Genomic DNA, 24817 nt, shown 5'->3' with positions numbered 1-24817 from the left:
GGGTCAGGAGTGCTGACATTACGGTCACGCAGATATAGGAGGAGCCGCCATGCCACAGGATCAGGGAGCCGTTTTTCGCGCGTTGCACCGTAAAGGTGCGCCCTTTGTGCTGGCCAATGCGTGGGACATTGGCAGCGCGAAGGTATTGGCCAACCTTGGCGCGCGGGCAATCGCAACATCTTCTGCCGCACACGCCTTTACGCTCGGTTTGCCCGATGGCACCGTCACACGCGATCAGGCCTTGGCCCATGCGCAAGAACTGGTTGCGGCTGTTAACGTACCCGTTTCCGGCGATTTTGAGAACGGCTTTGGCGATGATCCCGAAACGGTTGCCGAAACCGTTCGCCTTGCCGCCGAAGTCGGGCTTGCGGGCATATGTATCGAAGACACACGCCTTGCCGAAAACACCACATACGAGCGCGATATCGCGGTTGAACGCATCCGCGCGGCGGCGGCAGCGGCGCGCGCCCTCCCCCAAGATTTTTTTCTCGTGGCGCGGGCAGATGGCGTGATGCTCGACCTCTACGACCACGCAGAGTCGCTTGCCCGTATTCAGGCCTTCGAGGCGGCGGGCGCGGATGGCCTCTATGTACCAATGCCCAAGAGCTGGGACGATCTCAAGGCCCTCGCCGCACAAACCTCGGCACCGCTCAACGCGCTCTGTGCTGGCCCTTATGCGCAACACGGGTTGGCTGAATATGCCGAAATTGGCGTGGCCCGCATCTCGCTTGGCTCCGCCCTCGCCCGCGCCACGCACCGGACGCTTTTTGACGCAGCAACCGCTATGCTGACCGAAGGGGATTTCACCCCGCTCGCCAATGGCATATCAGGAGCAAAAATCGACGCGCTGCTTAAACCATAAGCCCCAAACCATAGGCCATATATGAACCACGACGACCTCGCCCATTGGTCCAAAATCGCCGCCGATTGGGCGCGCGACTATCACAATTCCCTGCGAGATCGCCCTGTGCGGCCTGATGTGGCCCCCGGTGATGTTTCGGCGCAACTCCCGGACACGCCACCGGAAGCGGCTGATCCGCTCACCGAAATTTTCGCTGACTTCGAGCGCATTGTTCCCGGCGCGACGACCCATTGGCAACATCCGCGTTTCTTCGCCTATTTCCCTGCCAATGCCTCGCCTGCATCGATGCTCGCGGAACAGTTGGCCAACGCGATCGCGGGGCAAGCGATGCTTTGGCAGACGGCTCCGGCAGCAAACGAGATCGAAGCCGTGATGATCCACTGGCTAACCAAAGCGCTTGGCTTGCCAGACACGTTCACCGGCACCATCCACGACAGCGCCACAACCGCCACGCTTTCCGCAATACTGACCATGCGCGAGCGGGCGCTTGAATTTAACGGCAACACAGCGGGCCTCTCTGCCTCTCCGCGCCTGCGCATCTATGCTTCTGCGCAAACTCATAGCTCGGTTGATAAGGCCGTCCGCATTGCGGGCATCGGACAAGAGAACCTCGTCAAAGTCCCGACACGCGATGATTACGGCATGGGCCCAGAGGCGCTTAGCGCCGCTATTCTCGCAGATATTACCGCCGGATATACACCCGCTGGCGTGGTGCTTTGCACGGGTGGCACGTCGATTGGCGCATGCGATCCATTGGCCGCCTGCATCAAGATTGCAAAAGCGCACAACCTCATGACCCACGTGGACGCCGCATGGGCCGGTAGCGCGATGATTTGCGAAGAGTTTCGCCCACTTTGGGAAGGTGTAGAAGCCGCGGATTCCGTTGTATTTAACCCGCACAAATGGCTTGGTGTGCAATTTGATTGCGCTGTGCAATTCATGCCAGACCCAACCAATCAAATCCGCACACTTGGCCTACGCCCTGAATACCTGAAAACCCAAGGGCAGGATGAAATCGTAAACTACAACGAATGGACCGTGCCGCTTGGACGTCGGTTCCGCGCACTCAAAATCTGGTTCACCCTACGGGCCTATGGGCTCGACGGGCTACGCACACGAATTCGAAATCACGTGGCATGGGCACAAGAGGCGCGCGAAGAGATTGGTGCGCTTGAAGGGTTCACACTGCCCACAGAGCAGCGCCTTTCGCTCTTTACCTTCGCCTATAAATCCGACGCCGAGACCGCCGAATTGCTCGACAAAATCAACCGCGACGGGCGAATCTATCTGACCCAAACAACCCATGAAGACCGCTTCGTCATTCGTGTTCAGGTTGGTCAGTTTGATTGCACCCGCGACGATGTGATGATGATACCCAAGGTTCTCAAGGAGTTGACGGAGGGCGCAGTATCCTAGCCCATCACAGTTGATTTGAAGATGGCAACAGCGCTAAACTCACGCATTCATTTTCGATATTCTAGAGGCCGAAATCGCGGTCCCATTATTAGCAGGAGGGTTTAAGTGCTGTCTCTCCCCATCTTTGGTTTCTCGGCATCAAAGTCATGGATCAAACATGCTGTGCTTACTCTTGCCGGTATCGCAATCCTGATCTTAATTGCGGTTCCTGCTACTGCTCAGCAATTTCCGGATTGGCAAAGCCCCTATGTGAATGACTACGCCGATCTACTCCCGCCAGAGGACGAAGCGGGAGTTGAAACACTGCTCAAGGACTACCGCGAGGAAAGCGGAGTTGAGATTACTGTGCTGACACTCGACACGATGATGGACTATGGAAACTGGCCTGAAATCGAACCTTTCGCGACCGGGCTGTTCAATCAGTGGGGTATTGGTGATCCAGAGCGCAACGATGGCATCCTGATCCTTGTCGCGAAAGACGACAGACAGATGCGGATTGAGTTGGGCGCAGGATATCCCGAAAGCTATGACTATCTCGCCAGCGACGTGATCCACTATTACATGACACCCGATTTCAAGGAGGGCAATTTCGCCAAAGGGATTCTCGACGGAACCCAAGCCACAATCGATCAGATTGCGTATCCATTCAATCAAGGGCAGGAACCGCCCGAACGGCAAGCGCCTTCTGGTGAAAGCAATTGGCCGCTATTTCTTTTTTTCGGCATCTTCGCAGCTTTCATGGGCGGCGGGCTGCTCGCCCCCAAAATCTCCGCCATGCGCTTTGCACGCAAACCCTGCCCGCAATGTGGCGTTGCAGGCATGAAGCGCCAACGCAAAACAGTGCAAGCCGCAACCCGAAGCACCACAGGGCGCGGCGAAACATTGGTTGATTGCCCGCACTGCGGCTATCACACCTCAACACCCTATGTCATTTCGACCAAATCCAGCAGTTCAAGCTCAAGTTCCGGCGGGTTTAGCGGTGGCAGCAGTTCGGGCGGCGGCGCATCAGGGCGTTGGTAGGTGCGTAACGCTTGATTGGACTGCATATCCACGTTATTGAACAGTTGTTCAATTCATGGGTGGAGACAACAAATGGACATTACTTCGGCAAAAGCAATCGTGACTGGCGGCGCTTCCGGGCTTGGCGGAGCAACCGCACGTTACCTTTTGTCAAAAGGCGCGCAGGTTACGATCTTTGACCGCGACGCCGACAAAGGCGAAGCAATGGCCAAAGAAACAGGCGCGCATTTCGCCGAAGTTGATGTGTCTGACGAAGCTTCCACTGCAAAGGCCGTCGCAGCGGCGAAATCCGCCATGGGGGGCATCACGGCGGTGGTTAACTGCGCTGGTATTGTTACCGGAGCTTCGACATTGGGCAAAAAAGGCCCCTTCCCGCTTGCCGACTTCCAGCGCACAATCGACATTAACCTTGTCGGCAGCTTCAACGTTGCCCGCCTCGCAGCAGAAGTGATGGCAGAGAACGAGCCGAACGCAGATGGCGAGCGCGGCGTGATCGTGAATACAGCGTCTGTCGCTGCCTTCGACGGGCAACGTGGGCAAGCAGCCTATGCGGCGTCTAAAGCAGGGATCGCGGGCATGTCGCTCCCGATGGCGCGCGATTTGGCACGAACCGGTATTCGCGTCATGGCCATTGCTCCGGGAATTTTCCTGACACCGATGCTCGAAAGCCTCGGTGAGGACATGATCACAGAACTGTCAAAAGACGTGCTGCACCCCAAGCGCCTTGGCTCTGGCGAAGAATACGCGCGGCTGGCAGAGTTCATCATCTCGCACCCCTACCTCAATGCCGAAGTGATCCGGCTTGATGGTGGTTTGCGGATGCAATAACGCCTGCGCGCGCTTAGCCTTCAGCCTTTTCCTCAAGCATCAACCATTCTTCCTCGGCCTTGGCGAGCGCCTCTTGGCGTTCGACGAGTGCATCGGTTCCTTTTTGGAACTTCACCGGTTCTTTGGTAAACATTTCAGGGTCCGACAGGAATGCTTCAAGCTTGGCTATTTCGGCCTCTAGCCGCGCCATTTCATCGGGCAACGCCTCAAGACGGTGCTGCTCTGTAAAGGAAAGTCCAGTTTGCTTGGACGTTTCGGTTTTCTCAGACTCTGAATCCGCTTTCGTCGATTTTGCTTTGGGCTTTGCACCGCTCGGCTTCGCAACGTCCACAGTTTCGGCCCGTTGCGCGCGGTAATCACTCCAGCCACCTGCGTAGGCAGTAGCGTTTCCGTCGCCTTCCATCGCAATTGTCGTTTGCGCCACACGGTCAAGGAAATCACGGTCGTGGCTCACCAGAAGCACGGTGCCGTCGTATTCGCCAAGCAAGTCTTGGAGCAGGTCGAGCGTTTCCACATCAAGGTCGTTGGTCGGCTCGTCAAGCACCAGAAGATTGCTTTCCCGCGCCATGATCTTGGCCAGCAAAAGCCGCGCCTTTTCCCCACCAGATAAAGAAGACACCGCCGCCCGCGCACGGCTTTCGTCAAATAGGAAATCCTTGAGATACCCGACCACATGGCGCGGATTACCGCGCACCATGACCTGATCGGCCTTACCTGACACACGCATATCGGGATCGCCGGTGAGGCTTTCCCACAGGCTCATCTCCGGATCAAGCTGCGCGCGATTTTGATCAAACACAACCATTTCGATTTTGGTGCCGAGTTTTACTTCGCCGCTATCTGGTGGTTCCTGCCCCGTAAGGATCTTGAGCAACGTGGTTTTACCTACGCCATTCGGCCCTACAAAAGCCACGCGATCTCCGCGCGCGATCTTGATCGAGAAGTCGCGTAGGATGACCTTCCCGTCAAAGGCTTTGCTGATGTGCTCGGCTTCAATCACCTTTTTACCGGATTTAGGGCTGGCATCGAACGCCATTGCGGCCGCGCCTTGGCGTTTGATCTGGCTGGCACGTTCGGCCCGTAAGTCCTGAAGCGCGCGAACGCGGCCCTGATTACGTTTGCGCCGCGCAGAAATGCCTTCAACGGCCCATCGCGCCTCGCTCTTGATCTTGCGGTCAAGCTTGTGGCGCTGCATGTCCTCGTCTTCCCAGATTTTGTCACGCCATGCCTCGAAATGGGCGAACCCCTTCTCAAGGCGACGTACCTGCCCGCGATCAACCCAGAGGGTCGCGCGAGTGAGCGCGTTCAAGAAGGCGCGGTCGTGCGAAATAAGGACAAAACCCGCACGCGTTGTTTTGAGTTGCTCCTCAAGCCATCCGATGGCTTCGATATCAAGGTGGTTGGTCGGCTCGTCCAGCAGCATCAAATCCGGCGCTTCAGCCAGCAATTTGGCCAAGGCCGCTCGCCGCCGCTCCCCGCCCGACGCAACTGCAACTTCTGTTGCGGGTTTGAATTTCAGCCCTTCGGCAACCATTTCAACGCGGTAGGCATCGGCCGGATCAAGCTCGCTTGCGGCGAAATCGCCAAGCGTGGCAAAACCGCTAAGGTCTGGATCCTGCTCCATATAGCCAACAGAAGTACCCTGCGGGACAACGCGACTGCCATCATCAGGCTCCACCAACCCTGCCATGACCTTCATCAAAGTGGATTTACCAGAGCCATTGCGCCCGACAAGCGCCACGCGGTCGCCTGGTTGCACAACAAGATCAAGCGAAGAGAAAAGCGGATCGCCGCCAAAACCGAGCGCGATATCGGAAAGCTGTAAAAGAGGTACACGTGCCATGGCCATCGGCTAGTGGGCTGCGCGGCGAAGGTCAAGCGCGGGAATGCGCGAATAGCGAAATTCTAGCGTGTGGCCGCCTGAAGGAAACGTCGTCGCGCCGGTGGAATTGCACCGATCTCAAGCCCTGTGAACACATGCAGCGTGTTCATCACCGGATCAATCACCGCATGATCACTCACCCATCCGCCCATAGCGAGATATGTTTTGAGCAATGGCGGCATGGAACGCATCGCCCGCTTCGGATCAGGCTTGCGACGCAGGCGTTGGGCAAAACGGAACACATCGGGCGCTTTCACTTTGGGAAGCCATCGTTTCGGCGCCAGATGGCGCTCCTTGAGCATGGCAAAGGCGTCATAATAGGCCTCCGCCTCTGTGCCTTTAAACGAGGAACAACCAAACAAAAGTTGCACGCCTCGACTATCGACAAACTCGGTCATCGCGCCCCATGCAACGCGCAGGATATCGGGCGAATTCTCCGAAGGATCAACGCAAAAGCGCCCCATCTCGACAATCGGGCCATCAAAATCGGCGAGCGCGGATAGCTCGTAATATTGCGCCGCATAGCTGTTGGTGATGCCACGCCCATCGGCCAGTTCCATCATGCGAAAACAGCAGACAAGACGGCCTGTCTTCAAATCCGACACGAGCACATGGCTACATTTCTCGTCGAATTCGTCCTGATCCAAGCCGCGTTGCGCTTCGTCCTGAAAGAACGCGCGGTGACGCAGCTCTTGGGCGGCAGCAATGTCATGCGATGTCTTGGCCAAACGCGCTTGATAGCGGCCCTGTTTTAGCATGGTCATTTGACGCTCTCCTCAACCTCACCCGTTCGATATCACAATTGCGTAAACCGCTCCTGCGCCCGCTTTTTTAACGGGGTCAGCTTCTCATATGATATGTGTGAAGCCTACTCTCAAGACGTGACAGGAATTTGACATATGGCCAAAGCGCCCGACTCCCGCCCACAGGAAATCATCAAAAGCGATGCCGATTGGCGCGCGCAACTTTCACCGGAGGCGTATAAAGTCACGCGAAAACACGGCACAGAGCGCGCGCATAGTTGTGACAATTTTCCTAAGGTTGACGGGGTTTTCCGCTGCATTTGCTGTGATACACCGCTTTTTGATCAGGCGCAGAAATACGAATCCGGCACGGGATGGCCGAGTTTCTATGCCCCAATGCCGGACGCGCCGATTGGCACCCAAGAGGATCGCAAGTTCTTTATGCGCCGCACCGAAGTGCATTGCGACGTGTGCAAGGCGCACCTTGGGCATGTATTCCCTGACGGCCCAGAACCCACGGGCCTGCGGTATTGCTTAAACGGAGTCGCCCTGCGATTTGACCCAAAAGATTAGTGCCAGCCGAGGCAGCTATGCCATCTAAGCGATTGAAATTTCTCTATTGTGGGGATGGGGAACCGGTAAGTGCTTGACCAGCATCAAAGTTGCCGAACGCTCCGAGGAGCTGCCCGAAGAAGGTCACATCAGCAATGTTGGAATCGGTTACACGACGGTTAAACGAGATAACCTGCCCCTGTTCCAATCCGAACTGCACGACGTTGGAAACTGTACCGCGACTATCAAAGCGCACAACGACCACATCGCGATGGATTTCTTTTGGCGGCCGCATTCCGAAGGTCTTCCAACGGGATTCGGTATAGAAAATATCGCTATCCTGAAGAACGCCTCGTCCTGAGGGGGACCCGAGTGTTTCTTCAACGGAATCAATCGTATCAACGCCGACAACAACGTTCTGGAGGTCTTCGGCAGGTGGCACATAGCCGTGGTTTCGATAGATCGGCGAGCACGCGGATACAGCCACCGCGAGGCACACGACGCCAGCGAAACCGATGCTTTTGCGCCGGATACCCTCGGATACACGCGGAAGGATTTGCATTCGTGACCTCTTGCTTAACCTGTCTCAGGCTTTTATCCGACTTATAGAAGGATTGAAGTGTATTCAAGAATGGAAGCGCGAAAGATGGCTCAAACACCCAAGTCACCTACCGGAAGCAGCGGCACCGGCAAAAAGGCGACCACTGCCCAAAGCGGGAATGTGCTGCGCGTTGCCGACCTCGCGCAGCGCAAGGCAACCCCATTCGAAATCATACCGCCAAGCGACGTTCTGACTGCGATTGCCGCGGAACTGGAGTTGTTAGGGCTTAAGAAACTGCGCTTTGAAGGAAAGATCGAAGCGCAGGGCCGCGACGATTGGCAACTTACAGGCCACCTCGGCGCGACCGTGACCCAGCCCTGTGTGATCAGCCTTGCACCAGTGACGACGCGTGTCGAGGAATCCGTTGAGCGGGTTTTCGTCAAAGATACCTCTGAATTCGAGTTTGAAACCGACGGTGAAGAGGAAATTGAAGTCGAGCTTGATGGCGATGACTCTCGCGAGCCTTTGGGCAAGTCAATCGACCTTGATGCGATCCTGATCGAGTCACTTGCACTGGCACTTCCGCCCTATCCGCGCGCAGAGGGTGCGGCACTGGAAGAAACACAGTTTACAGAGCCCGGTGAAGCTGCAATGACAGACGAAGAAGCAAAACCGTTTGCGGGGCTTGCAAATCTTTTGAAAAACAAGGAAAACACCCCCAAGAGCTAGCGCAATCCGGCGCTATTCCGCCCTGTTCGTGTGGCGGGCGAAAAATGAGTAAAGAAAACACTTGCACATAGGCAAAATCGCAGTATGTTCCCGGCCTCGTTTGCTAGATGGTTGGACATGGGCTTATTGCTCGCGTATGTAGCTAGTGAACCCAAGATACACTGGGGTGCGGTCACGCTGGCTTAACCCCCCGAAATAACCAAGGTTTGAGACATGGCTGTCCCTAAGAGTAAGATTACAAAATCCCGCCGCGGCATGCGTCAATCACATGATTCCCTGACTGCAGAGAATCCGAACGAATGCAGCAACTGCGGTGAGCTAAAGCGCCCACACCACGTTTGTGGCGCATGTGGCCACTATGACGACCGCGAGATTGTTGCGGTTGCTGGTGAAGTCGACTTCGACGAAGACGCAGCTTAAGCCTTTCGTTTAGTCGGCGCCCTTGAGCATGACGATCACCTCATCAGATCAGCAGACCTCGGGGGCCGCGCGCACCATCATTTCGATTGACGCCATGGGTGGCGATCAGGGACCGGCGGCCGTTGTCGCCGGTATTGCGCGTTCTGCGGCCAAAAACTCCGAAATCGGCTTTATCGTCCATGGCGACAAACCGGTGCTGGAGAAGCTTATCCGAAAGCGCAAGCTTCAGGATGTCTGCGAGATTCGCCATTGTGACGACGTTGTCACGATGGACGACAAGCCCAGCAACGTGCTGCGCAACGGCAAAAACACATCTATGTGGTCCACGATCGAGGCCGTCCGCAATGGCGAGGCCTCTGTTGCTGTGTCCTGTGGGAACACTGGCGCGCTCATGGCTGTGTCGATGATCCGCCTGCGCAAGTTGCCCGGCGTAAACCGCCCTGCAATCGCGTGCCTTTGGCCCAGCCGGAACAAGGGTGGCTTTAACGTCATGCTTGATGTTGGCGCCGATATCCGCGCCGATGAAACCGATCTTTTGCAATACGCGATGATGGGCGCCTCCTATGCCCGCAACGGGCTTGCCATCAAACGCCCGCGTATTGGTTTGCTGAACGTAGGCACCGAAGAGCACAAAGGCCGCGCCGAGCTTAAGGCCGCCAACGAGCTAATCGCCAACAATGCCGAAGCTGCCGACATCGAGTATGTCGGATTTGTTGAAGGGGGCGATATCCCCTCCTCCCGCGTTGATGTGATTGTAACTGACGGCTTTACCGGCAACATCGCGCTTAAAACGGGCGAAGGCACCGCGCGTCTCATCAGCGAGCTTTTGCGCGCCGCGTTCAAATATTCGCCGCTCTCGCGCCTTGCTGCTCTGCTGTCGCTTTCGTCTATGCGTCGCCTCAGCAAACGGATTGACCCGCGCCGCGTCAACGGCGGTGTTTTTCTTGGCCTAAACGGCACTGTGATCAAGTCACATGGCGCCGCAGACGCAACAGGCGTTTCCGCTGCGATCAAACTTGCCTTTACGCTCGGTCAATCAGGTTTTTCCGAGAAACTCGCGGCACGGGTTGCATCCGCCGCAACTGCGCCGCAAGATGCCCCTGAACTGGGTCTATTAGCGAGTGGGAACGAAGAATGACAATACGCGCCGTCGTTAAGGGCGTTGGGCACTATTTGCCCGAACGAGTCGTCCCCAACAGCGAACTCGAAACCATGGTCGATACAACAGACGAATGGATTCGTACGCGCTCCGGCATTGAACGCCGCCACTTCGCCGCCGAGGGTGAAAACACCTCCGACCTCGCGATCAAAGCCGCGAACGCCGCACTCAAAGACGCTGGCCTTGAAGCCGATGATATTGACGCGATTGTTCTCGCGACATCCACCGCTGACTTCACCTTCCCGTCCGCGGCCACAATGGTGCAAGCCGGTCTTGGCATGACGCAGGGGTTTGCCTTTGACGTTCAGGCTGTATGCGCGGGCTTTGTCTATGCGCTGGCCAACGCCAATGCGCTCGTTCTGTCAGGACAGGCCAAGCGGGTTTTGGTGATCGGGGCCGAGACATTCAGCCGCATTCTTGATTTCAATGACCGCGCAACCTGCGTCCTGTTTGGCGATGGTGCTGGCGCGCTTATTCTAGAAGCCGAGGAAGGCGCCGGAGACAACACAGATCGCGGCATTCTGGCCTGTGATCTCAACTCCGATGGCCGCTTCAAAGACCTTCTTCACGTCGATGGCGGCGTATCGACCGGCGATTCCGGTTATCTTCGGATGCAAGGCAAAGAAGTTTTCCGCCATGCCATCGAAAAGCTCGCGAAAACCGCTCATACCTCGCTCGACAAAGTCGGCCTCTCTGGCGACGATGTCGACTGGATCGTGCCGCATCAGGCCAATATCCGCATCATTTCAGGCACCGCCAAGAAAATGGGCGTGTCGATGGACCGCGTTGTCGTGACCGTTCAGGACCATGGCAACACCTCTGCGGCCTCGATCCCACTGGCGCTTTCTGTCGGAAAATCGCGCGGCCAGATCAAAGAAGGCGATGTTGTGGTGACCGAAGCAATCGGCGGCGGTTTGGCTTGGGGATCGGTTCTGCTGCGCTGGTAATCGGGCAAGGTTTTTGTCCGCCAAAGTGATTTCTGGCCATTTCTCGCCGATTTCCCTGCTATTTCGTACATTTACGATGCTTTCCAAGCCATTGATATTGACTCGGAATTTCCGCACCCCCTATGCTACCCTTCAACCGAATTCAGGAAGAATCCGCGCGCCTGAGCGCAAAATTTTCTCGCCGGCTAACGGTATAATTTCATCAAGGGGGTCATTATGAGCGAAAAGACTTTAACACGCATGGATCTGAGCGAAGCAGTGTTTCGGGAAGTTGGCCTCAGCCGAAACGAAAGCGCGCAACTTGTTGAAAGCGTTCTGGATCACATCTCTGATTCCCTTGCTGGCGGTGAATCCGTCAAGATTTCATCTTTCGGCACATTCGGTATCCGCGACAAAGCGGCCCGCATTGGCCGCAACCCCAAAACAGGTGAAGAGGTTCCAATCCAACCCCGCCGTGTTCTGACATTCCGCCCCTCGCACCTCATGAAAGACCGCGTTGCCAACGGCAACAAACAAAAATAGGCGCATCTAAGGCATGGCCAAATCCCGCGACGCATTTCGCACCATCTCTGAAGTCGCAGACTGGCTCGATACGCCTGCGCATGTCCTTCGGTTTTGGGAAAGTCGGTTTACACAAGTCAAACCGGTCAAGCGCGCTGGCGGACGGCGCTATTATCGCCCCGCCGATATGGAATTGCTTGGCGGGATCAAACGATTGCTCCATGACGACGGGATGACCATCAAAGGCGTGCAGAAGCTTCTCCGCGAGGAAGGCATCAAACACGTCGCGGGATTGTCACAACCGATTGATGACGACGGCGATGCAGAAAAACCCTCTGAAAAGAGTGAAGCCTCTGCGCACGAAGATGCGCAGCCCGTTGAAAAGCGTGAAGAAAATGCCCCTGACGCTTCTGAGGCGCTAGACACAACCGAAGCCGAGCAAGAGGCAGCACAGGCGAGCGAACCAGAAGAAGAAGAGACCGAAGTCGACGCTGGCGAAGTCGTTTCATTCCCTCCGCCTTCCGATCTGTCGCCTCATCACCCCGCGCCATCGGCCAATACTGATCAGGCCGACGATCCCGCGATAGAACCAGACGCTTTGCCCTTCCTGAAAGACACCGCGCAAGCTGCAGAAGAACCGGAGGTTGCCGACACAGCGCCAAGTGTACAGGACACGATCCAATCCATCGTTGACGACACGCTCGAAGATATCGTTGCCGAGGAAATCTCTGCCTTTGCCGAAAGCGACACAGCAGAAGAAGCTTCCGATGCCCCCACTGAGGTGCCCGCGCCGACGGACCCACACCAAGGCTTCTCGCTGTCCGATCTCGATCTACCTGCGCCCGAGGATGTACCTGAAGAGCCCGCATTCTTTACCCGCTCCGAGGTGAACGATCCGTCGGAGAATGTAGTGGAGCCAGCCGAAGAAGCGCCAGAAACAGCCGAAGATGAGCCACTAACGCTTGAAGAGAAAATCAAGAGTGCCGTTGATCGCGTGAGCGGTGACGCAACTCCGCAAGCTGCTGATTCAGAAGAAATAGTTCAAGCATCGCTCGATTTCTCTGCAATGTCCGTACGAAGCGAAGAGGAAACTGTCGAGGAGAGTTCGGAGACGGAACAAGAGCACGCCGCTTCCTTCCCGTCCTTCAGCCATGCCGAGCCGCAAGGTGAGAGCGCAACTGAGGAAACACCAGAGGAACCAGCCGCAACCTTCGTCATGCCAGAGATCGCTGACGACCCAGAGGACGACGCCAGCGGCTTTGACCGGACCGGTATTCGCGCCGCGCTTGCGGCAAACAAGGCAGAGCGTTCGCCAGAAGAAACCGCCCAGTTTCAGGAAATCCTGACACGTCTGCGAGCGCTTCAAAATGCAAGCGGCGGCGTATCAAACCCTTCGGCGGGTAATTGACACCGAGATGCGTTTTCTTGCTTGCTCCTGCCACGAAAAGCAGTATGAAGACACAGAAGTCGGGCTATGGCGCAGCCTGGTAGCGCGTCCGTCTGGGGGACGGAAGGTCGCAGGTTCAAGTCCTGCTAGCCCGACCAAAATGAAAAACGTCCGTAGCTTTCGGGGCTGCGGACGTTTTCGTATCAAGACCGCGCGTTTCACACAGAAAGCGCGCCGCCAACGGCCAGAGGAAAGACCATGACTGCAACCGGCGTATTACCAAGCCAAGCCCTCGCAACCATGATCGAACGCGGTGAAATAACCGCCGAGCCCGCCGTTATTCCAGAACAGATTCAGCCTGCTTCGCTTGACCTACGCCTTGGCACGGTAGCCTATCGTGTGCGGGCATCTTTCCTCGCGGGCCATGGCGCGAACGTCACTGACCGCCTCAAAGAATTCGAGATGCACCGCGTTGACCTCACAGAGGGCGCCGTTTTGGAAAAGGGCTGCGTTTATGTGGTTCCACTGATGGAATCCCTTGCCCTGCCCGAAGGCATTCAGGCCGTTGCCAACGCGAAATCCTCAACCGGACGGCTTGATCTGCTTACCCGCACCATAACCGATGGCGGCACCGAGTTTGACCGCATCCCCGCTGGATACAATGGGCCGCTGTTTGCCGAGATTTGCCCACGTAGTTTTTCGGTCCTTGTTCGCCCCGGAATGCGACTGAACCAAATTCGGTTTCGTGCAGGACAGGCCGTTATCGAGGATGACGCCCTCGCCGCGCTTCATGCCAAAACACCGCTCGTTTCTGGAAAGGCCGTAATCTCTGATGGTCTTGGCTTTTCCGTAGATCTTTCTGCCGGTGAAAATGGTCTCGTCGGCTACCGCGCCAAACCGCACACCGGCGTGATCGACCTTGATCTGATCGGTCATTACGATCCTGCTGAATATTGGGAACCGATCTATACCACAGAACAGCGCATCATCCTTGATCCGGGAGCGTTCTATATTCTGGTGAGCCGCGAAGCCGTACATATCCCGCCAGATTGCGCCGCTGAAATGGCCCCCTATCTTGCGATGGTTGGCGAGTTCCGCGTGCATTACGCAGGTTTCTTTGACCCTGGCTTTGGCCATGATCCGGCTGGTGGCGCCGGAAGCCGTGGTGTGCTTGAAGTGCGGTGCCACGAGGCTCCATTCGTGCTGGAGCATGGACAAGTTGTTGGCCGCCTCGTCTATGAGAAGATGTCAGAGGTTCCAGACCAGCTTTATGGCCTTGGAATTGCCTCGAACTACCAAGGCCAAGGTCTAAAACTGTCGAAACATTTCAAATAGATACGCTTCACTCCGTGGGCCAGTCCTCGTCCTCAAGCCAAGATGTGATTTCAGGCCGCACGCCCTTTTCAGTATGGGTCGAGAGCGCCACAAACGTACGCGTCGCCCGAACACCTTGTGTTTCATAGAGCCGCTTGAGCAACCCCTCTAGCGCCTCGGAGCTCGCAACGCGCACTTTCATGATGATGCAGGTATCGCCGGTTGAGGAATGAACCTCCTCGACTTCGGGCAATTCCGCAAACTCCATCATTGCAGGCGTCTTGCCCCAACCGATCGTATCCACGTGAACAAAGGCCAAAAGCGGTTTTCCCAGAGCCTTACCATCAACAACCGCCATGGTCCGTTTGATGATACCGGCCGCGCGCAACCGCTTAACGCGCTCATGCACAGCGGGCGCCGACAAACCGACCAACGCACCAAGCGAAGCAAAGCTTTGGGATGCATCACGCGCCAATGCGCCTAATATTTTTCTGTCCATCGCATCAACCTGCGCCCCAGTCTTGGCATTCTTCCGAATACCATCTGTATTTTCAGCAGCCATTACGAATCCCCATAGATTTATTTTATTCGATCAATGTAAGGTTTTACTGAATATTTTTCAAAGGCTAATCCGATGCAGAAACCGGTCCTATTGTTGACCGCAACAGTTGGTGTTGTTGGGTCAAATTCTCTGGTGCTTTCACCGATTGCAGCACGCGTGGCGCAAGACCTCGGCGGCGTGACCCCGTCAGAGGTTATGTCATGCGCGGCGTTTTACGGGCTTGGCGTGGCACTTTCCGCGCTGTTCCTTGCGCCGTTGGCGGATCGCTTTGGCGCAGATCGGGCGCTGAAACTCGCCTTGGCACTACTTGCAGTTGCCTTTCTTGGTTCTGCGATGGCCAAGGATGTGATGGTACTCTCCATCGCCCAAAGCATCGCCGGACTTGGCGCTGGCGTGGCCATTCCCGCGCTCTATATTCTCGCCGCACAGATCGCGCCTGTCGGGCAAGAAGCGCGCGTGATCGGAAAGGTTCTCACGGGCTGGACGTTGTCTATGGTCGGTGGCGTCACGCTCTCGGCTTATGTCGCAGATCTTGCGGGGTGGCGTTTTGTCTATGGCGGGTTGAGCTTTGGAGTTTTCACCATGCTAGCGTTTATCCTCCGCACCGATTGGCCCCAAGTTCCGCGCGCCACCCAAGTCACCTCGCCACTTACGGCTCTGCGCGTCGAGGGGATCGGCGCTGCGCTTCTGTCTGTGGGCGCCTTGGGCATGGGCTTTTATGGTGTCTACAACTTCGTCGGCAGCCATGTTGTTGAAAATATTGGCCTAAACGTGCGTGATGTTGGTATCCTTACGCTGTTTTATGGCGCAGGTTTCGCTGGCGCGATGATGTTTGACGGTATGCTCGACCGCCTACCTGTTTTGCGCAGCTTGGCAGTTTTGTTCGGTGTTCTGGCCGGTGTTTACGTGCTGTTTTACGAGTTCGCCCATAGTTACACCTTCCTTCTGGCGATCATGCCGATTTGGGGCGCATTGCAACATCTTTGCCTAAACCTCACCATCGGCTGGCTTACGCGGCTCGACCCGAACCAACGGGGCGCAATCATGGGGCTGAACTCTGCGACGATGTACTTGAGCGTGTTTCTCGGCACCCTACTCTATCGCCCGTTTTTCGAAAGCTACGGGTTGTCTGCTGGCGGTGCGATTTCGCTTTTGGCAACTCTGGTGGGGATCTCGGTCGTACTTAACGCGCGTTGGCAACAGGTTCGCATTCTGCGGGGCGGCGACCCCGCAGCCTAAAACCGACCCATACGCCGAAACAGGCGCGACTTCTGGCGCATATCCTTGGCGCGTGCATTCTGCTTGGCCTTTTCCTCTGGCGTCAGCGGCTGGTCAGGGTTTTGCCGTCCACGCGCAGCAAGATCGATACCCTTGTTGATCCCGCCATTGATCATGCGGCGCACAATGATGCGGATAATCATATTCAGCAATTGACTGGCGTTCATGGCTTCTCCTAACGGTAAATCAGAGTAACAACCCGAGGGTTAATCTTCAAACATTTCGCTTTGGTTGACGGAGTCATCCTCTTCCTCGTCATTCTCGGGAAGTCCGGGGATGGTTCCGGGTGGCGGACGGTTTTCAAGCAATCCGGCGGCACGCAGTTCTTTGAGACCCGGCAGATCGCGCGCGTTCTCAAGACCGAAATGATCAAGGAACTGCTGCGTCACAACGAATGTTACGGGCCGACCGGGTGACATCCGCCGCCGACCAAAGCGTATCCACTCCATCTCAAGCAGTTGATCAACCGTGCCGCGCGACACTGAGACGCCGCGAATTTCTTCGATTTCTGCGCGGGTCGCAGGCTGATGATAGGCAATGATCGCCAATGTTTCGATCGCAGCACGCGAGAGTTTGCGCGTTTCAACCGTCTCCTTCTGCATCAAATAGCCAAGGTCTGGCGCGGTGCGCATCGCATAACAATCGCCAACGCGCACGACCCGAACGCCGCGCCCCTCATAGCGCTTGCGCAAATATGTGAGGGCTTCGGAGGCATCGCATCCGTGCGGCATCCGGTCTTCAAGCTCTTTGATTGAAACGGGCTCTGTCGAGGCAAACAGGATGGCTTCCACCATGCGTTCTTGCTCCCCCATGGGTGGCGCTTCGAAAAGACTTTGGTTTTCATCTGGCGCGGGCATTTCTGCGGCAACGCTCTCTGCTGCGGAGGTTTCGGTGGCCATGTCGTGCGGATCAGCCATCTTTGTCAGCTTTCTTGCGAATTTGAATTGGAGAGAATGTTTCACCCTGTCGGATTTCGATTTGCCCCGCCTTAGCCATTTCAAGCGAGGCAGCAAACGTCGCGGCTGTTGCACTGCGGCGGCGTTTCGGGTCTTCGCCCCAGCCTTCAGGAAGGTAGGTTTCCAGCCCCGTCCAATCCCCTGCATAGCCGATCAGCCCACGCATCCGATCAAGCGCCTGCTCCATTGTCAGGATGGCGTCACGGTCCATTACAAAGGGGCGGAACTCATCTTTGGTACGGATACGGGCGTACCCCTGCATCAAATCCAGCAGCGTGGCGGAATATGTAACCTTACGAACGCGCTCCACAGTTTCCGGAACCCCGCGGGCAAAGAAATCTCGGCCCAGTTGATCTCGTCCCATGAGCTTTGCAGCGCAATCTCGCATGGCCTGCAGGCGCTCAAGTTGAAACGCGAGGTGCGCGGCCAATTCTTCGCCGGTCGGCCCCTCTTCGCCTGGCTCTGGCGGCAAAAGCAGACGTGATTTCAAAAAGGCCAACCACGCCGCCATCACAAGGTAATCCGCCGCAAGCTCAATCCGCAGGGACTTGGCATGATCGATGAACCGCAGGTATTGCTCCGCAAGCTCCGTGACGGAAATCACCCGCAGATCAACCTTCTGCGTACGGCTCAGGGTCAGGAGAAGGTCAAGCGGCCCTTCGTATCCGCGAACATCAACAATCAGCGCCTCGGCCGCCATCCGTTCGGCAACGGATTGAGTGCTGGCCTGTTCTTCGGAGGCGAATAGATTGTCCATCTGCGGGGGCGGCTCCTCTTTGCTTATCTTGCGATCATCGCGTTACCAGTGGCACACATTCGGAATTTTCAGCCTTAAGCGCAACACAGAAACGCCGCGCGTCGCTTATATCGGCAAAGCCATGCGCGCGCAGGCGATAGAAGGTTCGGCCACCGCTGCTTGCAGACTGAATGACGCGATCCTTTCCGGCCATAAACCCTTCGTGCTTCAACGACAGCCGCGCCCATTCTGCACGAGCGATATCAATTGAGGCAAAGGCCCCAAGCTGAACGAGGTTTGTGCCGACGGGAATTTTGTCTGGTTCAATATCGCGCACAAGGTCTCCGGCTTGCGGCACCACAACACCTTCTGGCGCGTTGACGGCCTCGGCAAGCGCCGCTTCAACCGCGCTGGCTTGATCTTTCTGAGCGCTTACAACTGAAGCGAAATTCGCTGGCCGAACCGCTGGACGCGCGGACTTGGCAAGACCTGGAACACTTGCCGGTAGCCTGTCTTCATGCACGTCATCCGCTTCGGGAACGGCCTCTTCTGCAATCGCTTCCCCAACAATCGGCAGATCATCCGGTGCCGCGGCCACGGCAATCGGCTTTGGAGCCGCAAGTTCCGGAGCTGGCGCTGCGAGCGTTGCAGGATCTTGCTTTAGTGGTGAAGGTTTCGGCACGGGGACGATTGCAGGTGCGGTGGCGACAACGGGGTCGCTTGGCAAAACATCCACAGTTTTCGGCGCAAGTTGAAGACGTTCCGCCGCTGGCTCTGCCTCACCCTCGGCCTGAACTGCATTTACGGATAGCCCCTGATTTGAGGCCAGTTGCCCTCCTGGATCATCGGGCTGAACACGTGATGGCCCTTCAAGAGCGCGCACGATTGGCAATCCGGAAACATCCCGTACCGCAAGCTGATAGCCCCACACACCAAGCCCAACGACAAGCGCCAGCGATGTGACAGCACCAAGCACATGCATGAAGGTCGCGCCTTCCTCGCTGCCTTGCCCATCAGGTGGCGGCACAGACCCGCCATGCTGGCCGGTGTTCGGTTGGTTGTAGTCAGGCTCGGGCTGGTAAAACGCCTCGGTCTGCGGACGATCGACGCGCGTTGGCTGGCCGTGCGCAGCGTGTTGGGGGGCTTGTGGCTCGGTTGCCTGCTGCGCATGGGCATAGGAATGTGGGGCGTGCAATGGCGGCTCTGTTGGAGCAGCGCCCAAATGAGGGTACCCCGCCGGCGGCGCATCTGCGCGCGGCTGGAAGTGACCCTGCTCAGATGTGGGATGCCCATCGTGTCTTTGAATGGAGTCTTGCGTACGCCCTTGGTCGCGATCAAAACCGCTCATATCCTGCCTCACCGTCATTACAGGCAGTCGTTGCTGCCTTTCTTGCCGGTACAGTGTGCTGTCCGGCCTCTGCCACAACGCCGGTGGGGGCTGATCATTATTGCGTGGGTGTCTCCCAAGCTGGTGTCAGCGCATTTCCTCAACCGGTGTCACGCCAAGAATACCAAGACCTGAGGAAATAACAACTGAAACGGCCTTTGCGAGCGCGATTTTCGATTGTGACGTGGCCACATCGCCCTCTTGGATGAACCGCAAGCCAACCTCGTCGTTGCCACGGTTCCAAAGCGCGTGGAAATCCGAGGCAAGATCATAAAGGAAGAACGCAATCCGGTGCGGCTCGTTTGTGCGCGCTGCAATTTCGACCAGACGCGGCCATTCGGCCAGCGATTTAGCAACCTTCAATTCGGACTCATGCGTAATGCCAGACAAGTCCGCCGCTGCAAGTGTCGCGTCATCAACGTCGATGCCCGCCTCTTTGGCCTTGCGCAGCACCGAATTCACCCGTGCAACCGCATAGTTCACATAGAAGACAGGGTTGTCTTTGCTTTGCTCCAGAACTTTATCGAAATCAAAATCAAGCGGCGCATCGTTCTTGCGGGTCAGCATGACGAAGCGGGTTACGTCAGGGCCAACTTGCTCCACCACATCGCGCAGCATGATAAACGTACCCGCACGCTTTGACATTTTGAACGGCTCGCCATTTTTGAACAGACGGACAAGCTGGGTAAGCTTGATATCAAGCGGCACTTCGCCAGCGGAAAGCGCCGAAACGGCTGCCTTCATCCGTTTGACATAGCCGCCATGATCCGCGCCCAAAATGTCGATCAACACATCAAAACCGCGCTCGATTTTAGTGTAGTGATAAGCGATATCAGGGGCGAAATAGGTCCAGCTTCCGTCGGATTTCTTGATGGGACGGTCCACATCATCGCCATGGGCCGTTGAGCGGAACAAGGTTTGCTCACGCGGCTCCCAATCTTCCGGCATTTTGCCTTTTGGCGGCTCAAGCACGCCCTCATAGATCAGGCCTTGCGCTTCCAACGCAGCAATTGCGCCTTCGATCTGCCCTGTGCCGTAAAGCGACTTTTCGCTATAGAACACATCCATTTCAACGCCGAGCATCGCAAGGTCGCTGCGGATCAAATGCATCATCGCGTCGGTGGCATAGTCGCGGATTTCAGGAAGCCATTCTTCCTCACGAACGCCGACGAGCTTGTCGCCATAGGCCTCGGCCAGCGCCTTGCCCACGGGAATAAGGTAATCGCCCGGATAGGTGCCGTCTTCAAACGCGACTTCCTGTCCAAGAGCTTCAAGATAACGCAGGTACACAGAGCGCGCCAAAACATCGACCTGCGCGCCGCCATCATTGATGTAGTATTCGCGCGTCACGTCATAGCCGGCGTAGTCCAGAAGGCTTGCCAGCGCATCACCAAAAACAGCGCCGCGTGTGTGCCCGACGTGAAGTGGGCCAGTTGGGTTTGCGGAGACATACTCAACGTTAACTTTGCGGCCCTGCCCCATGTTCGAGCGGCCATAGCTTTCGTCCGTGAGAGCCGTACCAATCACGCCCTGCCAAACACCATCTGCGAGCCGCAAGTTAAGGAATCCCGGTCCGGCTACTTCGGCCACTGTGATGCGATGATCCTCGGCAAGCTTGGCGGCCAGCGCCTCTGCAATGTCGCGCGGTTTCATCTTGGCGGGCTTCGCCAGAACCATTGCCGCATTGGTTGCCATATCGCCATGGGCCGCATCACGCGGCGGCTCGACCGCGACGTTCTTCATCTCAAGACCAGCAGGCAGAAGCCCCTCGGCTGTCAGCTGATCAAGGCTGTCGATTACAAGCTCGCGAATATCGGCAAAAAGGTTCATCTTACGGCGTCCTATTGTTTATCCGCGCGGTTTAGCAGGATTAGCGAAACATTCAACCACATGCGCGCGGCTTAATCCTTCAACTTTACCCGTCCGGTCACGATATTATCGGGCTTCACACCACCAATCAGGCGTTGGTGTTCCTGAATGGCAAAACGGTCTGTCATCCCTGAAATATAATCGGCCACGATCCGCGCGAGAGTCGTCTCATCCTTGGCTTCGGCGATTTCCTTGCGCCATTGCTTGGGCAACAAATCCGGTTGCGCCATGAAGAGCGGAAACAGCTCATCAATCATGCGCGTCACCTTCTCTCGCATCCGAACGACCGAAGGCGCGCGATACATGCGCACAAAAAGGAACTTGCGGATCACTTTAAGGTCGCGCCAGACAGGATCAGAGAACTGGATCATCGGCTGACCCGCTGCGCGAATATCCTCAACCGATTTCGGATTAATTTCGGCCAGCAAAAGGTTGCTCTGGGCAATTACATCCTCAACCAGAACGCCAAAGAACCGGCGCAGGGCTTCGTGACGACGGCGGTAATAGTTTAAGTCCGGATACTTTGCATCTACGCGCGCAAAGCAATCATCCAGAAGCGGCAACTCGGCCAGTTCATCGGTTGAGAACAACTCTGCGCGCAGGCCATCGTGGAGGTCATGGCTGTTGTACGCAATATCATCAGACAGCGCAGCAACCTGCGCCTCCGCACTGGCGTAGGTATCAAGCTCAAGGTCGTGGCGGGCGTTATATTCCGCCAGCGCATAGGGCAATTCGCCGGTTTCGGGATCACCCGTTACGGGGCCGTTATGTTTTGCGATACCTTCGAGGCTTTCCCACGTGAGGTTCAGCCCGTCAAACTCCGCGTAATGCCGCTCTAAGTTCGTGACGATCCGAAGCGCCTGTGCGTTGTGGTCAAACCCGCCATAGGGCGCCATCAGCGCGGCCAGTGCATCCTCGCCTGTGTGTCCAAAAGGCGTATGGCCAAGGTCATGCGCCAGCGCCACGGCTTCGGTCAGTTCCTGATTAAGCCCAAGCGTCCCCGCAAGGGTCCGCGCAACTTGGGCAACCTCGATCGAATGGGTGAGCCGTGTGCGGAAATAATCGCCCTCATGCTCAATAAACACCTGTGTTTTATGCTTGAGCCGCCGAAACGCACTCGCGTGAATGATCCTGTCGCGGTCCCGTTGGAACGGCGAACGATGGGCGCTCTCTTCCTCGGCATACAGTCGTCCCTTACTGCGTGCCGGATCGGAGGCAAATGATGCAAGCATTTGTTACCTACCTGTTGTCGCTATGCCTTTTGGACCTTATATGTGACAGGTAACAGAATGGAAACGTGTTATGAATCTACCCCCTAAGGTCACTCCCCGCGCCTTTGAGCGCCTCGCAGAGATCGGAGCCGCCGCGCAAGGAAAAGCGTTGCGCGTTGCCGTTGAGGGCGGCGGATGTTCGGGCTTCCAATACGAGATCGAGCTGGATGACCCTGCCGACGAAGACCTTGTGCTTGAAGGCAACGGCGAAAAAGTCGTCGTAGACAGCGTCTCCCTGCCGTTTCTGGCAAATGCTGTGATCGACTTTACCGAGGAGTTGATCGGCGCCCGCTTTACGATCGAGAACCCGAACGCCACCTCGTCTTGCGGCTGTGGCACCAGCTTCTCGATGTAGCGCACCCCAAAAGAGCAGAAACGGGCAATTCTATGAAAATCGCGACCTTCAACATTAACGGCATCAAGGCCCGTATCAATGCGCTTCCGGATTGGCTCAAGGAGGCAGAGCCCGACGTGGTTTTGCTTCAAGAGATCAAATCCATCGACGAAAATTTCCCTCGCGAGATATTCGAGGATATGGGCTACAACGTCGAAACCCACGGCCAAAAAAGCTTTAATGGCGTGGCAATCCTCTCGAAACTGCCGCTCGAAGATGTAAGCCGCGGACTTCCCGGCGATGACAGCGACGAACAGGCCCGCTGGATCGAAGCAACCGTCGTGGGCGAGCAGGCCGTGCGCGTTTGCGGGCTCTACCTGCCCAACGGCAATCCGGTTGAACTCGACCAAGAAGGCGCGCCGATTGAGGGCGGCAAATATGCATATAAATTGGCATGGATGGAGCGGCTTCACACACGTGCGAAACAGCTTCTGGAGGATGAAATGCCCGCATTGATGGCGGGGGATTACAACATCATCCCCCAACCCGAAGACGCCGCCCGCCCCACTGCTTGGGAAGGGGACGCGCTCTATCGCCCTGAAAGCCACGAAGCATGGCGCAAAATTCTTAACCTCGGCTTTACCGAGGCGTTCCGCGCCCGCAACCAAGCCCCTGAAAACTATAGCTTTTGGGATTATCAAGCTGGCGCATGGAATAGAAACGACGGCATTCGCATCGACCATTTCCTTCTCACACCGCAGTGCGCCGATCTCTTGCTTGAATGCAAGATCGACAGCGAAGTCCGTGGACGTGAAAAACCTTCGGATCACACACCTGTCTGGGTAGAGCTCGCCGCTTAACCCGCAGGAAGACCGACCCGTCTAGACGGTTTTGGTCACGTCGTGTGCGTAAATCCAGTCAAATTGTTTGGCCGCCATATGGGGGGCAACGGCCGTCCCAAGCCGCAGTGCCGAATGCGCAAGAAATCGTACAGGCCCAGACGGCAGGTGATAATTTCGGGCGTTCTTATTGGCCGCTTCGATCACACGGGTGACGCGCGGAACGCGCTGCGCCTGATAGTGCGCAAACCCGTGGGCGACTGTATCGCCCATCGCCAATGACGCCGCCAAAACCCAAGCATCCTCAAGCGCCATATTCGCGCCCTGCGCCATAAACGGCAGCGTCGGATGCGCGGCATCACCTAGAATGGCGACCTGCCCGCGTGTCCATGTGGCGGCAACTGGATGGCGGAACAGCCCCCACCGATAGACGGATTGCACCCGATTCAACAGCGCGCGCACATCTGGCGTAAAACCAGAGAAGGCCGCGCGTAGGTTGTCTGGGTCATCCTCGTGGGACCACCCCTCATCGGCCCAATTCGCGGTTTCTTGGACGGCAACGAGGTTAAGCTGGTTTCGATCACGCAACGGATAGGTCACGAGGTGGCGGCGGTCGCCCATGTAAACCTTGGCAACTGGATCCGCGTCTTGCGTCGGAACAATTGCCCGCCACGCCACCTGCCGCGTAAAAAACGGCTTCGCTTCGCCATTGAGAGCAGCACGAACCTTGGAATGAAGCCCGTCGGCCCCGATCAGAATTTCCGGATGGGCCTCCGCACCTTGAGCCGTGCGAACAACGGGCTGACCATCTTGAAAGGACACGTTTTCAATGTGATGGAGCAGTTTGATCTGTACACCTGCTGCGCGCGCCGCTTCGGCCAGAACCTCAATCAAATCAGCACGATGCACAAATAGATATGGGCGTTCTCCGTCTTGTGGCTCAAGGCCCATACGGAACACCGTTCCGCCAGCCTCACCATCTATGAGCCGCATAGAGCGGGCACGCGGGCTGCGCGCCTCAACAGCTTCGGCAACGCCAAGCGCTTTCAATACGGCGTAACCGTTGGGCGAAACCTGAATTCCGGCGCCAACTTCCTTAACAACTTCGGCCTGTTCAAACACAGTGACCTGCGCACCGCGCAGCGCCAACGCGAGTGCCGCAGAAAGCCCGCCGATCCCCGCCCCAAGAATATGTATTTTTTGCCCAATCAACATAATGAACTGCCCTTACGAAAAAACGCCGCAGCGTGAAAGCCCCGGCGTTTACTTCGTTTTGATCTGTGT

25 protein-coding genes, 1 tRNA gene and 1 pseudogene are annotated in these 24817 nt (G+C 56.7%); 16 read left to right on the top strand and 11 right to left on the bottom strand.

Going from position 1 to position 24817, the window contains the following annotated elements:
• Positions 1-49: 49 nt before the first annotated feature.
• From N9C89_RS06710 to N9C89_RS06695, 4 genes are all read left to right on the top strand, one after another.
• Positions 50-862, top strand: a complete 813-nt coding sequence (locus N9C89_RS06710) for an isocitrate lyase/PEP mutase family protein (protein ID WP_263953060.1) — start codon at positions 50-52, stop codon at positions 860-862.
• Between the two features lie 21 nt (positions 863-883).
• Positions 884-2278: a pyridoxal phosphate-dependent decarboxylase family protein gene (locus N9C89_RS06705; protein WP_263953059.1), complete on the top strand. Its 1395-nt coding sequence runs from the start codon at positions 884-886 to the stop codon at positions 2276-2278.
• 105 nt (positions 2279-2383) lie between these two features.
• On the top strand, positions 2384-3298 hold the full coding sequence (locus N9C89_RS06700) for a TPM domain-containing protein (RefSeq protein ID WP_263953058.1): 915 nt from the start codon (positions 2384-2386) through the stop codon (positions 3296-3298).
• A gap of 72 nt (positions 3299-3370) precedes the next feature.
• Entirely contained in the window at positions 3371-4126 is a 756-nt protein-coding gene (locus N9C89_RS06695) for an SDR family NAD(P)-dependent oxidoreductase (RefSeq protein ID WP_263953057.1), read from the top strand.
• Positions 4127-4139: 13 nt separating this feature from the next.
• On the opposite strand, the gene N9C89_RS06690 is transcribed toward N9C89_RS06695, so the two are convergent.
• Positions 4140-5969 carry an ABC-F family ATP-binding cassette domain-containing protein gene (locus N9C89_RS06690; protein WP_263953056.1) on the bottom strand — a complete coding sequence of 610 codons (1830 nt, stop codon included), beginning with the start codon at positions 5967-5969 and terminating at the stop codon, positions 4140-4142.
• A 62-nt stretch (positions 5970-6031) separates the two neighbouring features.
• Positions 6032-6772, bottom strand: coding sequence for a GNAT family N-acetyltransferase (locus tag N9C89_RS06685; protein WP_263953055.1), 741 nt, complete (start codon positions 6770-6772; stop codon positions 6032-6034).
• A gap of 135 nt (positions 6773-6907) precedes the next feature.
• Between N9C89_RS06685 and msrB the strand changes: the two genes are divergently transcribed.
• Complete coding sequence (gene msrB, locus N9C89_RS06680; RefSeq protein WP_263953054.1) at positions 6908-7324, top strand: peptide-methionine (R)-S-oxide reductase MsrB; 417 nt, start codon at positions 6908-6910, stop codon at positions 7322-7324.
• A gap of 43 nt (positions 7325-7367) precedes the next feature.
• Here the strand turns inward: msrB and N9C89_RS06675 are convergent, their stop codons facing one another.
• Positions 7368-7865 carry an outer membrane protein assembly factor BamE gene (locus tag N9C89_RS06675; protein WP_263953053.1) on the bottom strand — a complete coding sequence of 166 codons (498 nt, stop codon included), beginning with the start codon at positions 7863-7865 and terminating at the stop codon, positions 7368-7370.
• An 84-nt stretch (positions 7866-7949) separates the two neighbouring features.
• Here N9C89_RS06675 and N9C89_RS06670 point away from each other — a divergent pair, with 84 nt between their 5' ends.
• The 8 genes and pseudogenes from N9C89_RS06670 (at position 7950) to N9C89_RS06635 (ending at position 14322) form a co-directional block, all read left to right on the top strand.
• The gene (locus N9C89_RS06670) at positions 7950-8573 is read left to right on the top strand and encodes a YceD family protein (protein ID WP_263953052.1); all 624 of its coding nucleotides are present in this window, start codon (positions 7950-7952) and stop codon (positions 8571-8573) included.
• A 213-nt stretch (positions 8574-8786) separates the two neighbouring features.
• On the top strand, positions 8787-8993 hold the full coding sequence (rpmF, locus tag N9C89_RS06665; RefSeq protein ID WP_263953051.1) for a 50S ribosomal protein L32: 207 nt from the start codon (positions 8787-8789) through the stop codon (positions 8991-8993).
• A gap of 28 nt (positions 8994-9021) precedes the next feature.
• A complete protein-coding gene (gene plsX / locus N9C89_RS06660) occupies positions 9022-10131 on the top strand; it encodes a phosphate acyltransferase PlsX (RefSeq protein WP_263953050.1) in 1110 nt (369 codons plus the stop codon).
• Positions 10128-11099 (top strand): beta-ketoacyl-ACP synthase III, encoded by a 972-nt coding sequence (locus N9C89_RS06655; RefSeq protein WP_263953049.1) that lies wholly within the window; start codon positions 10128-10130, stop codon positions 11097-11099. Before plsX ends, N9C89_RS06655 begins: the two co-directional genes overlap by 4 nt.
• 216 nt (positions 11100-11315) lie before the next feature.
• The gene (gene ihfA / locus N9C89_RS06650) at positions 11316-11621 is read left to right on the top strand and encodes an integration host factor subunit alpha (RefSeq protein ID WP_263953048.1); all 306 of its coding nucleotides are present in this window, start codon (positions 11316-11318) and stop codon (positions 11619-11621) included.
• Positions 11622-11634: 13 nt separating this feature from the next.
• Positions 11635-11896: pseudogene (locus N9C89_RS16165) on the top strand (MerR family transcriptional regulator); the annotation flags it as partial.
• A 1172-nt stretch (positions 11897-13068) separates the two neighbouring features.
• Positions 13069-13145: transfer RNA gene (locus N9C89_RS06640), tRNA-Pro, on the top strand.
• A gap of 100 nt (positions 13146-13245) precedes the next feature.
• On the top strand, positions 13246-14322 hold the full coding sequence (locus tag N9C89_RS06635) for a 2'-deoxycytidine 5'-triphosphate deaminase (protein ID WP_263953046.1): 1077 nt from the start codon (positions 13246-13248) through the stop codon (positions 14320-14322).
• 7 nt (positions 14323-14329) lie between these two features.
• Here N9C89_RS06635 and N9C89_RS06630 read toward each other — a convergent pair whose 3' ends face one another.
• Positions 14330-14863, bottom strand: coding sequence for an Lrp/AsnC family transcriptional regulator (locus N9C89_RS06630; protein ID WP_263953045.1), 534 nt, complete (start codon positions 14861-14863; stop codon positions 14330-14332).
• A gap of 72 nt (positions 14864-14935) precedes the next feature.
• Between N9C89_RS06630 and N9C89_RS06625 the strand changes: the two genes are divergently transcribed.
• A complete protein-coding gene (locus N9C89_RS06625) occupies positions 14936-16102 on the top strand; it encodes an MFS transporter (protein ID WP_263953044.1) in 1167 nt (388 codons plus the stop codon).
• Here the strand turns inward: N9C89_RS06625 and N9C89_RS06620 are convergent.
• The 6 genes from N9C89_RS06620 to N9C89_RS06595 all read right to left on the bottom strand — a co-directional run bounded on the left by N9C89_RS06620 (position 16099) and on the right by N9C89_RS06595 (position 22321).
• Positions 16099-16308: a hypothetical protein gene (locus N9C89_RS06620; protein ID WP_263953043.1), complete on the bottom strand. Its 210-nt coding sequence runs from the start codon at positions 16306-16308 to the stop codon at positions 16099-16101. The two genes, N9C89_RS06625 and N9C89_RS06620, sit on opposite strands and share 4 nt — an antisense overlap.
• Positions 16309-16347: 39 nt before the next feature.
• Positions 16348-16998, bottom strand: coding sequence for an SMC-Scp complex subunit ScpB (scpB, locus tag N9C89_RS06615; RefSeq protein ID WP_263953297.1), 651 nt, complete (start codon positions 16996-16998; stop codon positions 16348-16350).
• Positions 16999-17050: 52 nt separating this feature from the next.
• Positions 17051-17854, bottom strand: coding sequence for a segregation and condensation protein A (locus tag N9C89_RS06610; RefSeq protein WP_263953042.1), 804 nt, complete (start codon positions 17852-17854; stop codon positions 17051-17053).
• A gap of 34 nt (positions 17855-17888) precedes the next feature.
• A complete protein-coding gene (locus N9C89_RS06605; RefSeq protein ID WP_263953041.1) occupies positions 17889-19181 on the bottom strand; it encodes an SPOR domain-containing protein in 1293 nt (430 codons plus the stop codon).
• 126 nt (positions 19182-19307) lie between these two features.
• Positions 19308-21050 (bottom strand): arginine--tRNA ligase, encoded by a 1743-nt coding sequence (argS, locus tag N9C89_RS06600; RefSeq protein WP_263953040.1) that lies wholly within the window; start codon positions 21048-21050, stop codon positions 19308-19310.
• Between the two features lie 71 nt (positions 21051-21121).
• Positions 21122-22321, bottom strand: coding sequence for a deoxyguanosinetriphosphate triphosphohydrolase (locus N9C89_RS06595; RefSeq protein ID WP_263953039.1), 1200 nt, complete (start codon positions 22319-22321; stop codon positions 21122-21124).
• Between the two features lie 70 nt (positions 22322-22391).
• On the opposite strand from N9C89_RS06595, the gene N9C89_RS06590 reads away from it, so the two are divergent.
• Both N9C89_RS06590 and xth read left to right on the top strand, forming a co-directional pair.
• A complete protein-coding gene (locus N9C89_RS06590; protein ID WP_263953038.1) occupies positions 22392-22715 on the top strand; it encodes a HesB/IscA family protein in 324 nt (107 codons plus the stop codon).
• Between the two features lie 32 nt (positions 22716-22747).
• Positions 22748-23554 (top strand): exodeoxyribonuclease III, encoded by an 807-nt coding sequence (gene xth, locus N9C89_RS06585; protein ID WP_263953037.1) that lies wholly within the window; start codon positions 22748-22750, stop codon positions 23552-23554.
• Between the two features lie 21 nt (positions 23555-23575).
• Here the strand turns inward: xth and N9C89_RS06580 are convergent, their stop codons facing one another.
• Positions 23576-24751 carry an FAD-dependent monooxygenase gene (locus N9C89_RS06580; RefSeq protein WP_394358483.1) on the bottom strand — a complete coding sequence of 392 codons (1176 nt, stop codon included), beginning with the start codon at positions 24749-24751 and terminating at the stop codon, positions 23576-23578.
• Positions 24752-24817: the final 66 nt, after the last annotated feature.

Source organism: Halocynthiibacter sp. SDUM655004, assembly GCF_026015885.1.
Lineage (GTDB): Bacteria > Pseudomonadota > Alphaproteobacteria > Rhodobacterales > Rhodobacteraceae > Falsihalocynthiibacter > Falsihalocynthiibacter halioticoli.
Note: the sequence above shows the minus strand (reverse complement) of the source record. Positions and strands in the feature narration are given on the sequence as shown.

Coding starts and splice junctions, on each gene's coding strand:
- N9C89_RS06605 (WP_263953041.1), bottom strand. CDS start 19,181: ATGAGCGGTTTTGATCGCGACCAAGGGCGTACGCAAGACTCCATTCAA.
- N9C89_RS06610 (WP_263953042.1), bottom strand. CDS start 17,854: ATGGACAATCTATTCGCCTCCGAAGAACAGGCCAGCACTCAATCCGTT.
- argS (WP_263953040.1), bottom strand. CDS start 21,050: ATGAACCTTTTTGCCGATATTCGCGAGCTTGTAATCGACAGCCTTGAT.
- N9C89_RS06710 (WP_263953060.1), top strand. CDS start 50: ATGCCACAGGATCAGGGAGCCGTTTTTCGCGCGTTGCACCGTAAAGGT.
- N9C89_RS06675 (WP_263953053.1), bottom strand. CDS start 7,865: ATGCAAATCCTTCCGCGTGTATCCGAGGGTATCCGGCGCAAAAGCATC.
- N9C89_RS06690 (WP_263953056.1), bottom strand. CDS start 5,969: ATGGCACGTGTACCTCTTTTACAGCTTTCCGATATCGCGCTCGGTTTT.
- N9C89_RS06655 (WP_263953049.1), top strand. CDS start 10,128: ATGACAATACGCGCCGTCGTTAAGGGCGTTGGGCACTATTTGCCCGAA.
- N9C89_RS06620 (WP_263953043.1), bottom strand. CDS start 16,308: ATGAACGCCAGTCAATTGCTGAATATGATTATCCGCATCATTGTGCGC.
- N9C89_RS06705 (WP_263953059.1), top strand. CDS start 884: ATGAACCACGACGACCTCGCCCATTGGTCCAAAATCGCCGCCGATTGG.
- N9C89_RS06695 (WP_263953057.1), top strand. CDS start 3,371: ATGGACATTACTTCGGCAAAAGCAATCGTGACTGGCGGCGCTTCCGGG.
- plsX (WP_263953050.1), top strand. CDS start 9,022: ATGACGATCACCTCATCAGATCAGCAGACCTCGGGGGCCGCGCGCACC.
- N9C89_RS06685 (WP_263953055.1), bottom strand. CDS start 6,772: ATGACCATGCTAAAACAGGGCCGCTATCAAGCGCGTTTGGCCAAGACA.
- scpB (WP_263953297.1), bottom strand. CDS start 16,998: ATGCCCGCGCCAGATGAAAACCAAAGTCTTTTCGAAGCGCCACCCATG.
- msrB (WP_263953054.1), top strand. CDS start 6,908: ATGGCCAAAGCGCCCGACTCCCGCCCACAGGAAATCATCAAAAGCGAT.
- N9C89_RS06635 (WP_263953046.1), top strand. CDS start 13,246: ATGACTGCAACCGGCGTATTACCAAGCCAAGCCCTCGCAACCATGATC.
- N9C89_RS06670 (WP_263953052.1), top strand. CDS start 7,950: ATGGCTCAAACACCCAAGTCACCTACCGGAAGCAGCGGCACCGGCAAA.
- ihfA (WP_263953048.1), top strand. CDS start 11,316: ATGAGCGAAAAGACTTTAACACGCATGGATCTGAGCGAAGCAGTGTTT.
- N9C89_RS06630 (WP_263953045.1), bottom strand. CDS start 14,863: ATGGCTGCTGAAAATACAGATGGTATTCGGAAGAATGCCAAGACTGGG.
- N9C89_RS06625 (WP_263953044.1), top strand. CDS start 14,936: ATGCAGAAACCGGTCCTATTGTTGACCGCAACAGTTGGTGTTGTTGGG.
- N9C89_RS06595 (WP_263953039.1), bottom strand. CDS start 22,321: ATGCTTGCATCATTTGCCTCCGATCCGGCACGCAGTAAGGGACGACTG.
- N9C89_RS06590 (WP_263953038.1), top strand. CDS start 22,392: ATGAATCTACCCCCTAAGGTCACTCCCCGCGCCTTTGAGCGCCTCGCA.
- rpmF (WP_263953051.1), top strand. CDS start 8,787: ATGGCTGTCCCTAAGAGTAAGATTACAAAATCCCGCCGCGGCATGCGT.
- xth (WP_263953037.1), top strand. CDS start 22,748: ATGAAAATCGCGACCTTCAACATTAACGGCATCAAGGCCCGTATCAAT.